This window comes from Ignatzschineria sp. PL_is040 (assembly GCF_055813795.1).
The window spans coordinates 68,192-84,921 of sequence record NZ_JBVPGU010000003.1 but is presented as its reverse complement, the minus strand read 5'-3'; the positions used below and the strand labels follow the sequence as shown (position 1 = coordinate 84,921).

At 42.0% G+C, this 16,730-nt stretch carries 13 protein-coding genes and 1 tRNA gene; 5 read left to right on the top strand and 9 right to left on the bottom strand.

Annotated elements, in window-relative coordinates; all coding sequences use genetic code 11:
- Window positions 1-912: a tRNA (adenosine(37)-N6)-dimethylallyltransferase MiaA gene (gene miaA / locus AC0SAP_RS05500; RefSeq protein WP_473383302.1), complete on the top strand. Its 912-nt coding sequence runs from the start codon at window positions 1-3 to the stop codon at window positions 910-912.
- A gap of 55 nt (window positions 913-967) precedes the next feature.
- Here the strand turns inward: miaA and AC0SAP_RS05495 are convergent, their stop codons facing one another.
- The 3 genes from AC0SAP_RS05495 to AC0SAP_RS05485 form a co-directional block, all read right to left on the bottom strand.
- Complete coding sequence (locus AC0SAP_RS05495; RefSeq protein ID WP_286483064.1) at window positions 968-1,903, bottom strand: TAXI family TRAP transporter solute-binding subunit; 936 nt, start codon at window positions 1,901-1,903, stop codon at window positions 968-970.
- Between the two features lie 182 nt (window positions 1,904-2,085).
- Window positions 2,086-2,162: transfer RNA gene (locus AC0SAP_RS05490), tRNA-Asn, on the bottom strand.
- 111 nt (window positions 2,163-2,273) lie between these two features.
- Complete coding sequence (locus tag AC0SAP_RS05485) at window positions 2,274-3,110, bottom strand: transporter associated domain-containing protein (protein ID WP_094567623.1); 837 nt, start codon at window positions 3,108-3,110, stop codon at window positions 2,274-2,276.
- A 259-nt stretch (window positions 3,111-3,369) separates the two neighbouring features.
- On the opposite strand from AC0SAP_RS05485, the gene mrcB reads away from it, so the two are divergent.
- The 4 genes from mrcB (at window position 3,370) to AC0SAP_RS05465 (ending at window position 10,844) form a co-directional block, all read left to right on the top strand.
- Window positions 3,370-5,727, top strand: a complete 2,358-nt coding sequence (gene mrcB / locus AC0SAP_RS05480) for a penicillin-binding protein 1B (RefSeq protein WP_286483063.1) — start codon at window positions 3,370-3,372, stop codon at window positions 5,725-5,727.
- A 120-nt stretch (window positions 5,728-5,847) separates the two neighbouring features.
- Window positions 5,848-6,561: a tetratricopeptide repeat protein gene (locus AC0SAP_RS05475; protein ID WP_158214359.1), complete on the top strand. Its 714-nt coding sequence runs from the start codon at window positions 5,848-5,850 to the stop codon at window positions 6,559-6,561.
- A gap of 220 nt (window positions 6,562-6,781) precedes the next feature.
- On the top strand, window positions 6,782-10,111 hold the full coding sequence (locus AC0SAP_RS05470) for an Rne/Rng family ribonuclease (protein WP_473383300.1): 3,330 nt from the start codon (window positions 6,782-6,784) through the stop codon (window positions 10,109-10,111).
- A 151-nt stretch (window positions 10,112-10,262) separates the two neighbouring features.
- Window positions 10,263-10,844 (top strand): peroxiredoxin, encoded by a 582-nt coding sequence (locus tag AC0SAP_RS05465; RefSeq protein WP_094567625.1) that lies wholly within the window; start codon window positions 10,263-10,265, stop codon window positions 10,842-10,844.
- 195 nt (window positions 10,845-11,039) lie between these two features.
- On the opposite strand, the gene AC0SAP_RS05460 is transcribed toward AC0SAP_RS05465, so the two are convergent.
- The 6 genes from AC0SAP_RS05460 to minC form a co-directional block, all read right to left on the bottom strand.
- On the bottom strand, window positions 11,040-12,020 hold the full coding sequence (locus AC0SAP_RS05460; protein ID WP_473383299.1) for a tyrosine recombinase XerC: 981 nt from the start codon (window positions 12,018-12,020) through the stop codon (window positions 11,040-11,042).
- Window positions 12,021-12,110: 90 nt separating this feature from the next.
- On the bottom strand, window positions 12,111-13,514 hold the full coding sequence (locus tag AC0SAP_RS05455) for an aspartate ammonia-lyase (protein ID WP_286483058.1): 1,404 nt from the start codon (window positions 13,512-13,514) through the stop codon (window positions 12,111-12,113).
- Between the two features lie 43 nt (window positions 13,515-13,557).
- Window positions 13,558-13,932: an RNA-binding S4 domain-containing protein gene (locus tag AC0SAP_RS05450; RefSeq protein WP_109236479.1), complete on the bottom strand. Its 375-nt coding sequence runs from the start codon at window positions 13,930-13,932 to the stop codon at window positions 13,558-13,560.
- A gap of 157 nt (window positions 13,933-14,089) precedes the next feature.
- Entirely contained in the window at window positions 14,090-14,353 is a 264-nt protein-coding gene (gene minE, locus AC0SAP_RS05445) for a cell division topological specificity factor MinE (RefSeq protein ID WP_109236478.1), read from the bottom strand.
- Window positions 14,354-14,355: 2 nt separating this feature from the next.
- Complete coding sequence (gene minD / locus AC0SAP_RS05440) at window positions 14,356-15,165, bottom strand: septum site-determining protein MinD (RefSeq protein ID WP_094567712.1); 810 nt, start codon at window positions 15,163-15,165, stop codon at window positions 14,356-14,358.
- Between the two features lie 769 nt (window positions 15,166-15,934).
- Window positions 15,935-16,702, bottom strand: coding sequence for a septum site-determining protein MinC (gene minC, locus AC0SAP_RS05435; RefSeq protein WP_473383297.1), 768 nt, complete (start codon window positions 16,700-16,702; stop codon window positions 15,935-15,937).
- Window positions 16,703-16,730 lie beyond the last annotated feature (28 nt).

Sequence of the window (16,730 nt, the reverse complement as noted above, 5' to 3'; positions counted from 1 at the left end):
ATGGGCCCCACCGCTACGGGAAAAACGGAGCTTGCAATGCGAATTGCTGATCAAATTCCGGTGCAGATTATCTCAGTAGATTCAGCCATGATCTACAAAGAGATGAATATTGGGACAGCAAAGCCAGATAGAGAAACATTGATGCACTACCCCCATCGCTTGATCGATATTTGTGAGCCTACAGAACGTTACTCTACAGCAGAATTTCGCCGTGACGCCCTTACTGAGATAGAAGAGAGCTTCTCTGCCGGAAAAACACCACTTCTCGTCGGCGGGACCTTTCTCTATTTTCAATCTCTTTTAGAGGGGATCTCCCCGATCCCACAAGTCTCTCCCGCGCTTTTAACACAGTTAACCGAACGAGCGGAGATAGAGGGATCAGCACAATTACATCAAGAACTCAAAGAGATTGATCCCGATAGCTTCCAACGCTTAAACCCTAATGATACACAGCGGGTAATTCGGGCGTTAAGTGTCTATCTTGAGACCGGTAAACCACTTACTTACTACTGGAGTCTCCCGAAAAAGCCAGGAATCGAGTATCCTTTTCTTAAAATTGCTCTAGCTAATAATGATGAGAAGAGAAGAAATCAGCAGATCGCCAATCGTTACCATAAAATGATCGATGCCGGTTTAATAGAAGAGGTGGCAACACTCAGAGAGAGATATCCTGAACTCAATCTCGATTATCCTTCAATGCGCGCTGTCGGCTATCGTCAAATATGGAATTACCTCGAAGGAGAGATGACTTTAGCTGAAGCAGTAGAGCGCGCGATTATTGCCACGAGACAATATGCGAAAAGACAGAGGACTTGGTTAAGAAGCGAGGAAGATCTCGCCATGTTTGAGGTCAATACCCCACACTATACGCAAAAAGCACTCGATCAAATCCTACACTTTATCGATCATTAAATTTCGATAATTAGGTACTAGAGCAACGCTAGATTGAATAGATTAAGATCAGCGCCTAAGATTGAGCTTCTGCAGCCAATTCCGCTTGAAGCTCCTCTTGTAACTCCTCAATAATATCATCCCCTACTTCATGAAGCGGCGTTTGCAGATTATTGTAGTTCAGAAGAATCGAGGCCTCCGTAACAGGCAGTGAACGATTATATTCAAGCTCATCGATAAAGCTATTCATCAAAGCCTCTAACTCATCACTGTCATATCGATTATTAACAGCTAAGAGATGCCGGATACTGAGCGTCTCTATATCTTCAGGAATACGCCAGTAGAACTCTTTCGGAACAACTGTTTTATAGAAATAACGATGTTTTTGAAAAAAGTTTTTTGGGAGCGCCGAAACAATTGAGAGCGGTTCACCGCCACAAAGAGTATTGAGTTGTCGCACAATGCGGCTCGGATGCGCGCCCGTTACAAAAGCAACGTTGATCTCAAAACTACAGAAGTAATCGATCAACTCTTGAGAAGAGAAGTGCCGAAGCGGTATTTTTTTGCGATTAATATTCATCGCCCTTAACACATCCGCTAAAACTTTTGTCTGTGTCGGCTGATCTAGGACACCAAAACTTTGACCTTCAGTGAAGAGTTCATCACGTGAAATGCCTCTCGAAACTACAGTAAAGGCCTGATGATAGAGGGGTAATACTAACTGAAAATCATTCGCCAATGATTCATTATAGAACTGCTCCGTAGTGATAATAAAATCATACTCTCGCAATGCTTTCTGATCGAGATCACCTTGATCATAGTAACGTTCTAGACAGCGATGATAGGGATGAATCACCTCATAGCTCATACAGAGATGATCACTAATCGCTCGATCAATCTCTGAAGGCGTCTGTCTTAAGATCTTAATCTCTCGGCGATCATTGTTATCTCCTACAGCCCATTGTAACGCGCAAAAGGATAACATTAGGATCACTATAAAAAATCGTCTCATCGATCCTCTCTTAGCCTCTTATTTAATTGAGGTTGATATCAACATATTGTGGTTCATACTCTGCTTTCTATATGTCCAATATATCGATACCGCTCTATACAGTCTAAACTTTTTAAGTATAAAAAATTTGCGTATAAAAATATAAAAAAGCCCGAATCATCTGATCCGGGCTTTTCTTAATTTGGCTCCTCGACCTGGGCTCGAACCAGGGACCCCTTGATTAACAGTCAAGTGCTACTACCAACTGAGCTATCGAGGAATTAAGAATTGTCATTCTAGATAAAGCGCCTCTTTCTGTCAAACAAAATTATGTCATTGTTAATTAATTGAACAAAAAACATAACAGCAGATCTTATCAATGGGAAAGCTATTACGCCTCACGCTCTTTAAAAGAGAGCTCAACCTGACTGATATAGTTGCCGGAGAAAGGTAGAATCTTAAAGCACATATCATCGATAATCACCTGATCATTCTCTGCCGGAAGACTTCCTGCTGTCTTCATGATCAGCCCACTCAATGTCTCTACATCCTCCTCTTCAATCTCTCTTTGGAAATAGTGATTAAATTCCTCCAAAGGGATTAAAGCATCAATCACATAGAGATTATCACTCAATATCTTGACCTGCTCTGCCGGCTCTTCTCGACGATCATGTTCATCATCAATATCACCGACAATCTGCTCTAAAAGATCTTCAATGGTAATCAGCCCAGAAACTGAGCCAAACTCGTCAACGACGAGTGCCATATGAATCCGCTTCATACGAAAATCATTGATCAATGCGGTCACAAACTTCCCTTCAGGGACATACTCTACAGGACGGATGAGGGGTTTAATATCTAACTCTTTCTCACCAATATAGGGAAGCAGGTCTTTTGAGAGAAGCACTCCAGCGATCTCTTCATGGTTATCTGATAAGACGGGAAAACGGGAGTGACCCGATGCAATAATGCGCTCTAAGATTGACTCTGGCGATTCATCAATGGCGATCGTGATCATCTTCGCTCTTGGCACCATAATGTCACGCACAATCTGTTGCGAGCCGGCAATGATAGCGCGAATCATCTCTAATGAATCATCGCTAATTAATCCTTGATTCTTTGCCTCTTCGCAATCTCGAATCAAGCCTTCAATACTAATATCTTTATGTTTATCGAACCCTAGTCGTTGCAACCAAGATTCGCCTTTCCTACTACCTTCTTCAGCCATTATCTCTATTCACCTCTATAGAATTTAAATACTAATAGGCTCATTATTTAACACGTTAAGATTATACCGATATTACTAAAAATGCTACTAAGAAAGTTGATATAAACTATTATTTTTCATTAGAGGGCGGATCTTATATAATGCAAAATCGTAAACAAAAAAGTAGATTGTTAAGATCATCTCTCTGAAGATCAAGATATCTATTGAGCCCACTACTTTTTAGACTACTCCCTATTTCAGAGCTGGTATCCGTTATTTCATGAAAAACAAAAAAAACCATCTAACTACTGGTGAACGTGCTAATCGTGCTGTGGCATACCTTATGCGGCTCATCATCTCTATTATTGTGATCGTTGCACTTGTTGCGCTTCCCATCTTTGGCTACTTCATTATCAAAGCCGATCACGAAATTACCCCTGAATTCAAAAATCGCCAATGGGCCCTCCCTGCTCGAGTCTACGCACGACCCCTAGAACTCTATGCCGGCAAAGAGCTTAAGCCTAAAGAGATGGAGCAAGAGCTAGAGTGGATTCTCTACCGAGCCTCAAAATCTCTTCGTCAGCCAGGAACCTTCTACTTCGATCAAGAGAACAATCGTATCTCCGTTCATACTCGCCCCTTCACCTACAGCGATGGCACGGAAGAGTCACAACAGATTGAGGTCACTTTTAAAAATAATCGTATTAGTGACATTAAAAATCGTACCACAGGGGAAGAGATCTCTTTGACACGAATCGAACCCCTCTTAATTGCATCGATCTACCCGACACATAATGAAGATCGAATCCTTCTAAAGCGTGAAGAGATTCCTCCCATGTTGATCGATACACTTCTTGCCATGGAAGATCGAGCATACTACCAACATTTCGGAATCAACCCGAAAGGGATTATGCGCGCATTGATCACTAACTTTAAAGCAGGGAAAAATGTCCAAGGAGGGTCGACGCTCACCCAGCAGCTGATCAAAAACTACTTCTTAACAAGCGAAAAGACATTAGAACGTAAAATTCAAGAGATGTTCTATGCGATCGTCCTCGATTGGCGCTTCGATAAAGATGAGATCTTGGAAGCTTATATCAATGAGATCTATCTCTCCCAAGATGGCGACCGTGCAATCCACGGTTTTGGTTTAGCGAGCGAATTCTTCTTCGGTAAACCGGTCAATGAGCTCTCTATTGGTGAGATTGCGACCCTCGTTGCCGTGATCCCTAGCCCTAGTAGCTACAATCCTCGCCGTAATCCTGAGATTGCAATCAAGCGTCGAAACCTCATTATTGATGTGCTTGTTGAACAGAATCTCTTAAGTGAAGAGGATGCCATTATTGTGAAGGCGGAACCCCTCAAAATTTTAGAAAATCCTCCACCGGCAAAGACACGATTTCCGGCATTCATTGAGCTTGTCTATAAACAGCTCAAAGAGCAATATAGCGCTGATCAACTCAACTCAGGTGGCTTAAGGATCTTCACAACGCTCGACCCTATTGTGCAAAACTATGCTGAGCAATCGGTGATGAATACATTAACGCGCATCGAAAAAGACCGAGGCCTTACGCCTAATATCTTACAAGGCTCCATTGTTATTGCGAAGAATAATACCGGCGAGATCGCCGCGATAGTAGGGGATCGAAATGTAAGACAAGCAGGATTTAACCGTGCGCTCAATACCAATCGTCCTATCGGCTCTTTAGTAAAACCTTTTGTCTACCTAAGAGCTTTAGAAGAGCCAAGTCGTTACTCTTTAGCAACACCACTCGATGATGCTTCACCTATCAATCTTGTCATTGGTGGCAAAACTTGGAGCCCTAACAACTATGACCGTAGATTGCATGGCTGGGTCCCTCTGATTACGGCACTTGCAAAATCATACAACTTGCCGGTGATTCGAGTGGGGATGGATATTGGGATCGATAATGTCGTCGATACCCTCTACCGTCTTGGCGTCAATCCAATCAAATACAATATTCCTGCCGTTCCGGCATCACTCTTGGGATCAGTCGACCTTCCTCCAATTGAAGTCGCACAGATCTACTCCACAATCGCTAATAATGGATACTACACACCACTCCGTTCAATTCGCGAAGTGACCGATAGTGAGAGTAAACTACTTGCTCAAATTGAGGTCGATCCTATCCAAGCGATTGAACCTGGCCCTAACTACCTCATTACAGAAGCGATGATTGATGTTGTTAATCAAGGGACTGCCGGATCACTGCGAAATAGCCTCGGCAAAAATATTCGCGTTGCGGCAAAAACAGGAACAACGAATGATTATCGAGATAGTTGGTTTGCAGGCTTTACCGGCAACTATACTGCGGTCTCCTGGGTGGGACGCGATGATAATAAACCTATCAGACGTCTAACAGGAACTGCCGGAGCCCTTCCTCTCTGGGCTGGTGCTATGAAGAATCTTCACCTTGAAAGCATCGCTCACGATAAGCCGGCAAACATTGTCGATGTCGCAGTCGACCTCTCAACAGGATTGCTTCCTCCGAGAACATCCTGCCCCGATACTAAAATTAGAACGCTTCCTTTCATAGCAGGCTATCAGCCAACCTATGCAAGTGAATGCTTCTATATCCCAGAATCTCCGGAGTCTGGTGGGTTTATATTTGAGTAACATCCCCCTATATCGGGATGTAACTCTCACTGTATTACAGAGATAATCTGTGGTAAATTATAACGACTATTCATCAGTGATTATTCCATGATGCAACAGAATTTGTTTAAGGATATTTTCGTGAAAAGAAATGCCATTTTTTTAATAAGTCTATTAGTCTTAACGGCCTGTGCTGCCACAGCGCCCGAGGGAGCTCGCGTTCGTCCGATCCAAGGACAACCTTATGAGCCTAGCTTCCCTGACAATAGCGGTGCGGTAAAAGCATACGCGCTACAAGATTCACCGGTTCAAGCTCCTCAAAGTAATGAGGTTGGTTTTTTAGGTTCTCAACAACCACAACAAACACCAATGGAGGCACCTGTATTCCCTGCCCCTTCGTCGTCTAACTGGCCTGCAACCACTGCTGGTACTGCAACTCCACAAGCGACATTCCCGGCAACTACAGCTCCCGCCCCTGCTATTCCTGCACCCAACAGTGGTGTTAAGACAGCATCGGCAACGCCTCCAGCTCCTGCAACACCTGTAGCGCCGACGCCTCCAGCAGCACCGTCTGGCGGTAATGCTGTTAAAGTTCTCCTCGATGATGCACGCAAAGCAGTTCAAGAGAATCGTCTCGATAAAGCGGCTAGCTCGCTTGAAAGAGCTGTTCGCTTAGAGCCGAGAAATGCAAGTATTTGGTACGATCTTGCACAGATTCGTCTTCATCAGAAAAACTATGCAGCAGCCGAACAGATGGCCAATAAATCTATTAGCTTTACTAAGAACGAAGATCTCATTAAACGAAATCGTCAAATTATCGCGGCAGCGCAAAGTGCTCGCTCAGCGGGTAACTAGATCGCCCAGATAGTTTAATAGTTCATTTAAAACGTAAGCTTGATCTAGCCCATTTGACAAAATGTCTCTTGGGCTATATCTGCATTGAAGAATAATAAATAATAATTTTTGAGCAATAGAGATCTTTCTTTCCTGCGCTTTCATCGAGTGCTCTTCTATTTTTCTATAAGAAGAGCCGGAAGTGCTTGTAAGCAACCTCTATTTCTCTACTGGAGAAAAAATGAAGCGGATGCTAATTAATGCAACTCAACAAGAAGAGATGCGAGTTGCCCTTGTTGATGGACAACACCTATATGATTTAGATATTGAAAATGTGGCCACAAAGCAGAAAAAGGCCAATATTTACAAAGGTAAAATCACCCGAATTGAACCCTCTTTAGAAGCCTGCTTTGTCGATTATGGTTCTGAACGCCATGGCTTTTTACCCTTTAAAGAGATCTCTAAAGAGTATTTTAAAAACCCTCAAGATCATCAGATGGCGGTTAAAGATCAGCTCGAAGAGGGTCTTGAGCTTATTATTCAAGTTGAACGTGAAGAGCGTGGTAATAAAGGGGCGGCCCTCACCTCTTATATCTCTCTTGCCGGACGCTATCTTGTATTAATGCCCAATAATCCTCGCGCAGGGGGCGTATCTCGTCGTATTTCAGGAAAGAGCCGTGCCGAGATTAGAGATGCGATGGCTGATTTAGTCGTTCCAGAAGAGATGGGGCTAATCGTGCGCACAGCAGGAATGGGGAGAACCGCAGAAGAGCTACAGTGGGATCTCGATTATCTCATTATGCTGTGGGAAGCGATTCAAGAAGCAGGCGAAAAACATCCGGCCCCTCTCTTAATCTTCCAAGAGAGCAACATTATTATTCGCGCACTTCGAGACTACTATCGCAGTGACATTGGCGAGATATTGATCGATGATGAGGAGGTCTTTAAAGAGGCCGAGGTCTTTATCAATACCATCATGCCTCAAATTGGCGATAAGATTAAACTCTATGATGATCAGATTCCGCTCTTTACAAGATTTCAGGTGGAGTCACAGATTCAGACGGCTTATGAGCGCAATGTCCGCTTACCCTCTGGAGGCGCTCTTGTATTTGACCATACAGAAGCTCTCGTATCGATCGATATTAACTCAGGTCGCTCAACAAAGGGGGCCGATATTGAGGATACCGCTCTCAACACAAACCTTGAAGCAGCGGAAGAGATCGCTCGTCAATTAAAACTTCGTGATCTCGGTGGTTTAGTCGTTATCGATTTTATCGATATGCTCGACAGTAAAAATCAGCGTAAAGTTGAATCTGCGCTTCATGATGCACTCGCATCGGATAGAGCCAGAATTCAGGTAGGACAGATCTCACGATTTGGACTATTAGAGATGTCACGTCAAAGATTACGCCCATCACTTGATGAAACTTCACATATTGTTTGTCCTCGTTGTGAAGGGCAAGGAACCATTCGAGATACCAAATCTTTAGCATTGGGCATTCTTCGTCTCATTGAAGAAGAATGTTTAAAAGAGCGCACTTCTGAACTTGTGATTCAAGTTCCCGTAAATGTTGCGGTCTACCTCTTAAATGAGAAGCGATCTGATGTGGAAGATATTGAATCTCGCCTAAAAGTTCGGGTAATTGTGATCCCTGATACAGAACTTGAGACCCCACACTTTAAGATGACTCGTTATCGCATCAACGATGATGAGACAGGTGCAGATAGCGAATCGCATATCATTAAAGAAGAACTTACAATCGATGATATTCGAAATCAGGCCGTTATTGCCAATAAGAAATTGATGGAAAAACCCGCTGTTTCAGGAATCTCCCCTATGGCTCCTCCACCAAAAGTTGAGAAAGCGGCTCCCGAAGCAACTGAGAAAAACTTTGTGCAAAAAACTGAAGCGGTTTTAAGCTCAATCTTTAACTATGTCAAAGCACTCTTTAATAAGACAACCCAGAGTGATGATAAAGCTGAAAAGAAGAAAAAAGAGGTAAAAAACCCTCGCGAACAACGCAATAATAATCGTAATCGCGATAACCAACAGCGCAATAATCGTGGACGCAACAATCAACAACGTCAACGTAATCAACGCCATAATCACCCTAGTCGCAATACGATCGAGACTGTTGAACGCGAAGTTGATATAAATGCGGAATTTAATCAAACGACTCAACAAAATGAGCCGAAAGAGAATAATCGTCGCAATAATCAGAATCAACAACAGAATCAGCAGCAAGAGCGAAACAATCAGAACCAACGCCGCAATCAGCAAAATCGAGCGCAACAAGAGTCACAAAATGGGCAAGAGAGACAGCGAGAGCGCAACGAACGTAATGAGCGTAACAATGGTCGTAATGAGGCTGACAATGAGAAAAATCAGCAGGTAGCGGCCTCACAACAGCCGACTGATCAAAACAATCAAGGTCGAGATAATGATCGTGGCAATGAGGGCTCTCAACGTAACAAAGATCGTAATGAGCGACAAAATGAACGCCAGAACCAACGACAAAAACGTCGTGATGAAAATAGCGATAGAAATAGTGATAAAAATAGTGATGAAGCGATCAAAGCACAAGCTTCTCCTGATAACAAAGAGCAGAAATCGGAAGAGAGATCTGAAGAGAGAGCTCCGCGTCAACGCAATCGCCGCGATCGTGATCAACGTCCTGAGGCCAAGAAATCTGGCAACAGAAACAATAGAGTTCAGGAAGAAGAGATCATCGAAGTAAAAGTTGGTGAAGAGATTAAACAACGCGTTATTAGAACCGGTCGTCCTAGAATCGCTAAAGAGGAGCAAGAGCAGCTCAAACAGGTCGAGGAGAAAACGCAATCCCACGATCAACCTGCTGAAAAAGAGGTCCTAACGACAAAAGCAGAAGCTACAAAAAAAGCTGAAGCGTCCAAAAACACTGATGCTGATCATATCGCTCGCGAAAAGGAGATGAGTAAAAAACCATCTAAAGAGCAAGCAGATAAAAGAGTGGCTGAAAGCGTTGTAGAGAAAGAGAGAGCGACAGCTGATCAATCATCACCAAAAGATGAAGAAGCTCAACAGAGTGCAGTAGAAATACCATCTAAAGAGGAGCAAGCTACCCAAAAAAATGGCACTCAAGAGTCGTCTACAAGTGAAGCTGACACAATAAAAGCAGATGCTAAAGATGAAATGCACCCTCCAAAAGAGCAGCATAATCTAGCGCCGACGAAAGAAGCTGTCACTACAGAGCAAGCAAAAGAGGGAAATAGAGATATCATCGACAATCATGATACTCATGATTCGTCTCACTCCACTCCTACGACGACATCGAAAGAAGTTAAGGCTGAGGCGACTGTAACGCAAAATGATCAACAACCAGAGCAGAAAGCAATGCCACAGGTTGAAGAGTCTATTGTGACAGAGGATCAGAAAGCCGTGGAATCAAACGAAAAAATGGCAATCCCATCATCTGATTCAAGAATGGAAGATCCGGAAGAAAAAGCTGTCGAAGCAACAGCTGAAGTAGAAGAAAAAGCGATCGAAAAAATCACCGAAAACGAGGTAAATAGAGCCTCGCCACGTGATTAAGATTATCTATAAGAGCCTTTCGATAATTCAATGAGCCTTTTCATTGAATTATCGAATCAAAGCCCCTATTATAAATAGTGTAACGAGATCGAGGAGAATACTTCTCGAACACAACAAATTCCGAGTCACTTTCAATATAAAGGAGTTTTCAATGACTTTTGATACAGACTTTACTTATCGCATCCCAAAAACTGTGGGTGATACTTTAGAAGCTTTTGAAGTTGTTGCTGCAAAACCTGGTTTTAACAATCCAGAAGAGAATGGTGTTTCTGCATTTGAAACAATCACAGAAAAATCATTCCCAGGTAAATGGAAAATTATCTACTTCTATCCAAAAGACTTTACTTTTGTCTGCCCAACAGAGATTGTTGAGTTTGATAAAATTGCTAAAGAATTTGAAGACCGTGATGCTGTACTTATGGGCGGATCTACAGATAATGAATTCTGTAAATTAGCTTGGAGACGCGCACATCCAGATTTAGATAAATTAGGCCACTACTCATTTGCTGACCCAGCAGGTGATTTAGTTGATATGCTTGGCGTTCGTGATGAAGAGTCAGGTGTTTGCTTACGCGCAACATTTATCGTTGACCCACACAACGTTATCCAACACGTATCTGTAAACCCAGACAGCGTTGGTCGTAACGTTCCTGAAGTTTTACGTATCCTTGATGCGCTTCAAACTGATGAGCTTTGCCCATGTAACCGTCCAGTAGGTGGTGAAACTCTCTAATTCCTTTTAGGATTGAAGAGACAAAGCTTAAAGGTTATAGCTTCAATTAAGTGATAACCAATTGATAAGAGGGCTACTCAAATTGAGTAGCCCTCTCTTTATTCTCCCTTTATTTTCTCTTTCCATCCATCAATCTCTGATCTATGAATCTCTAATCTATCAAGCTTCTTTATCAGGCCCTTGTTTATCAAATCCTTATTTGTCTGACTCTTTTTTACGCTTCGCTCGAGGATGAGCGGCATCAAAAACCTTCGCCAAATGGTTAAAATTAAGATGGGTATAGACCTGCGTTGTTGAGATATCCGCATGCCCTAGCAACTCTTGCACCAAGCGAATATCTTGACTCGATTCTAAAACATGAGTCGCCATTGAATGTCTCAATAGATGGGGATGAAGATTAATATTAACCCCACTCTGCTCTGCATAACGCTTCACACGGCGGCTAATTTGCCGATCTGAGAGCCTCCCTCCTTTTTGAGAGATAAAGAGAGCTTCGCTATCTTTATCTAGCACTGTTGCAGCAGATAACCACTCCTGACGAATCAAAAGCCACTCCTTAATTGCACTCAGTGCGACCTGCCCTACAGGAACAAGTCGATCCTTTCCCCCTTTCCCATCGATCACGCGCACTAGCTGCTCATTAAGATCAAGATGCGATAGATTAAGGGAAGCGATCTCCGCAAGACGGAGTCCACTTGAGTAGAGCAATTCTAAAATAGCAAGATCGCGCTTCTCGAGCTCATTCTCTGGTGGTCGATCTAAAATCTGCTTTAGTAACTCTGCTTCAACAACCTTAGGTAAACGATCCCCTCTTTTAGGGGGGGAAATTAGACGTGCAGGATTATAAGAGATATCTCCCTGCTCTAATAACATCGTAAAAAAGATTCTTAAAGCGGCAAGATGCGTTTCGAGACTTGAAGCACTTAAACGTTCACGATCATGGCGACGATCCCCTTTCGCTCTAAAAATAAGATACTCACGCAAAAGACGCTCATCACACTGTTGCCAAGATGCAATATCCCGTGATTGCAGATAGAGAATTAATTGCGTTAAAGCTTGCTGCTTTACTCTAGCGCTATGGGGAGAGTAGACTTTTTGATACTCTCTTAAAAAAAGATTCGCCTCTCTCTTCAAGGGCGAATCAATTTCTCTATTTATCTCAATAATATTCGACATTACTCTTCACAATAATCTCTTTTCATGACAAAGACTTTTCATAACAATTGCTCTGCATGAATATGATGTGCGAACTAGATAAGAAGTGGATTAGTGCAATCCTAATGTTTTCCGAAGATTCTCTAATGAGAACATCTCATCAAACTCTTCAGCCCCCATTAAACCTCGCTCTAAAACAACATCGCGGACACTTTTACCTGTTTTAGCACAGATACGCCCGACAATATCCCCCTCACCATGACCAATAATTGGATTGAGATAGGTGATAATGCCGATGGAGTTCAAAATATAATTGAGGCAGTAACTCTCATTTGCAGTAATCCCCTCAATACAACGATCTTGTAAAGAACGACAAGAGTTCATCAACAACATCATCGACTCAAAAGTCGATTGTGCAATAACAGGCTCCATTGCATTAAGTTGCAATTGCCCTGCTTCAGCAGCAGTTAAAACCGTTGTATCATTTCCAAACACCTTGAAGCAGGCATTATTAACAGCTTCTGGCAATACAGGATTGATCTTTGCCGGCATAATCGAGCTTCCTGCCTGTAATTCAGGGAGATTGATCTCTTTTAATCCTGCACGAGGACCTGAAGAGAGAAGACGAAGATCATTTGCCATTTTAGACAACTTAACAGCAAAGCCTTTTAATGCTGAATGGAAATAGACAAAATCTGATAAATCTGATGTTGCGGCGATAAGATCATCCGCCGGTTTAAAGGAGAACCCTGTAATCTCCGAGAGATATTGAGCCGCAAGCTGAGCATAACCATCGGGAGTATTGATCCCTGTACCGATAGCCGTTCCCCCTAAGTTAATCGAGAGCAATGTTTGTCGAGCAAGTTTTAAATAATCGATGCCCGCCTTAATCTGATATGCAAATGCTCCAAACTCCATTCCTAAAGTCATAGGTACCGCATCTTGTAACTGTGTACGCCCCATTTTTAAGACTTCAGAAAACTCCTTCTCCTTCTCCTTCAACCCTTGGTATAGATAATCTGCCGCTTCAATTAATGCCTCAGATACTTTATAAAAAGCGACTCGCATTCCTGTTGGATACGCATCATTTGTCGACTGAGATTCATTAACATGGTCATTAGGATTGATAACATCATAACGCCCTTTCTCAAGTCCTAGCGTTTCGAGCGCAAGATTAGCAATTACTTCATTCACATTCATGTTAAGTGAAGTTCCTGCACCACCTTGGAATGCATCAATAGGGAAATGTTGGTAGTAAGTATCATCCTTTAGAAGCAGATCACATGCCGCAACAATGGCATTCCCCACTTCAGGTTTGATAGCTCCTAGATCCATATTCGCCTTTGCTGCTGCTTTTTTTACTGCTGCTAAGCCATAAATAAATTGTGGATTATCTCGGTTCTTCTGGGTTGAAATGGTGAAGTTATTGATTGCTCGCTGGGTGTGAATGCCGTAGTAAGCATCACTTGGTACTAATAATTCCCCTAACAAATCAACTTCTGACCGATAACCCATTTTCTTTCTCTCCACTTGATATACGTCACTCGACGTATTGATATTACGATTTAAAATATTTTCCTTGTTTCACGTCTCTTAAACGTTTTTTATCTCGACTGCTCCTCGTTTCAGAGTGAGGCTGCGGAGATAACTTGCGAAGCTCACGCTCGTGCTCTCGTCGAGCAATACTCGCCTCTGTCTCTTGGTACATTGTCGTTGCTACAGATGCTGGACCGCGTTGCTCGATAAGCAAGCACACTTTGACTTCGTAGATCATTTGTAACTTCCTTATCGTTACTAAATCACCTACGATGATAGTTCTGGAAGGCTTGGCCTCAATGCCGTTGACTTTTACGCGCCCCTTATTAATCTCCTCCGTAGCCAGACGGCGAGTCTTATAAAATCGGGCAGCCCATAACCATTTATCTAGACGCATAAGTTTTCTTCACACTATTTTGTTATATTAGATCAAAAAAAAAATTGCAAGCTTTAACGAAAAAATAGCCGCATTTTGCAATACGGCTACTTTATTATCAATGAGTTATCGTTCTTTTGCTTAGATAATGATCTACCACAGTAGGACAAAATATCACCTATTTTTCATCATCCGACAAAACGATATTTAACTCTAAAACGTCACAGTCTCCGTCACGCTCCATCGCTATATTGATCTGCTCAGATTCTACCGGCAAATAACGACGGACGACCTCCAAAATATCTCGTTGAAGATCTTGCATAAAATCTGGATTTCCATCCATATTCTTTACACGCTCATGCGCAACAATAATTTGTAAGCGCTCTTTTGCAATCGATGCCGTATTTGATTTACGACGCTTGCCGAATAACAGCTGAAACATCTCTAACCTCCAAAAATACGTCCAAAGAAGCCTCTCTTAGGCGCTTCAATAAAACGATGAGGGAGATCTTTTCCAAGAAAACGCTCAACAATGTCATTAAAGGCTTGTCCTGCATCTGACTCCTCGTTCATAATCACAGGCTCCCCTGAGTTAGAACATTGCAATACGGCCTGAGACTCTGGAACCACTCCTAAAAGGGGAATACCAAGAATGTCTAAAATATCATTCACAGAGAGCATATCACCATTTGCGGCACGGGTTGGATTATAGCGGTTAATAACAAGATGCTGATTAACCTCTTTTCCCTCTTCTGCTCTCTTTGTCTTACTAGCAAGAATCCCTAAGATACGATCGGAATCTCGAACAGATGAGACTTCTGGATTGGTCGTTACAATAGCATCATCTGCAAAGTACATCGCAAGCTGTGCACCTTTCTCAATCCCCGCGGGCGAATCACAGATAATAAACTCAAAACCCATCCCATCGAGTTCTTTCATCACCTTTTCAACACCCTCTTTCGTTAGAGCATCTTTATCACGTGTTTGGGAAGCGGGAAGAATGTAGAGATTCTCAAGACGACGATCCTTAATCAAGGTCTGTGCCAATGATGCTTCATCATTCACAACATTAACAAAATCGTACACAACACGACGCTCACATCCCATGATAAGGTCTAAATTACGTAAACCCACATCGAAGTCGATCACAGCGGTCTTATGTCCATTTTTTGCAAGCCCTGCTGCAATGCTCGCACTCGTCGTCGTTTTACCTACACCACCCTTTCCGGATGTTACAACTATGATTCTAGCCACTCGTGCCCCCACATACTAATTCTATCTAATTTAGACTATCTAACTTAAACTCTTTACCAATTTTGTTGATCCTTTCAGAGATCAAGTACTAAAGTGCTTTTAAAACATTGTCTTTTAAAACATCGTTTTTAAAACTGTTTTTAAAACATCTGAAAAGCATAAATTCTAAAATTCACACATCTCATCACACTACACTATCTTTATCTAATTCCATACGGAATAGATTTAAAGATGGTATTTCAACAATCGACTTTAATCGATCGCTCTATTAATAAGCCTTCATATTGCATCATCCTGCTATTAACCACAATATAAATTGCATTTTAAATTACATTTAACTTATATCCTGATTTTATATTCAGATAATACAAGCTATATAGCTCTCTGTAATCTCTACAATTCCTATCATCTCTATAACATACCGTCTCTTATTCTCATCCTATCAAGAGGTGCATATCAACAGATAAGGGTCTGCACAGGCTTATTAAAAAACTCTTAACATCTATTCTTAACATCTAATTTTAGCCTCTTATTGACACCATCTACTCTATAGTGAACTACTTCTACAACTATTCTAATATAGAGCTTACATAGCATGTTGCAACTGATTCCTTAATGCATCTGATTAATATCACAATTAATCCGCTAAAATTAATCTGCTATTTAATAATATAATGGGTTATGCCATCATTGATTGCGCTTAATGCGTTACGCTAAATCTAAAAGAGAGGAAATAACAGCTCCTACCTCTTTATGCCATCGCTCAGAACTACTTTACTAACTGCTCAATCTTAAGCTCATCTTGATCAAGATAGATCTGAACCGTTTTCCCTCTAAGCTCAGCAGGAATATCCTCTTGCATCCGATAGAAACCAGCTATTGCAACTAACTCCGCTTCTAATGATTGGCAGAAGATTCTTGCAGATCGATTGCCATGAATACCAGCTAGAGCACGACCTCTTAAAGCACCATAGACATGAATATTACCATCGACTAGTAACTCAGCCCCTTCATTAACAGAATTGATCACCACCAGATCCCCTTGAGGAACAGATAGTTGCTGTCCTGAACGAACTTGTTGGACATGCATCATTGTCTCGATGGGTTCAGCAGGTTCTACAACCTCTTGAGGTGTCACCTCTTCTGCGACCTCTTCATGCGATATTTCACGCTGCTCTTTCGCAACAATTTCAGCGCTATTGAGCTCAATTTCACGCGAACGACCACCGTTACCGGCTAAAAGAGCCCATCCAGCATTGCCCGCCTTAACAGCTAAATCTTCATTAGCATTTCTTAAGCCTACCGGAATAAGATCTCTATTGAGTAGCAGATTCTTTAACCACTTCAAGTCTAAGCTGTTACCCACTTTAATCGCAGATAGATCAACAATTATTGGAATACCTCTAAATAATTGAGGAGAGCTATCAATTTGTCTTGATAGCTCTTCCTCTAATAATTTTAGATCTATTCCTCTCAAATAGAGAACCATCATCGTTGATAGTTCTCCCTTCAATTGATAAATTTTACTTTGAGACATAGATTCTTTTATAAATCAAAAATTTAAA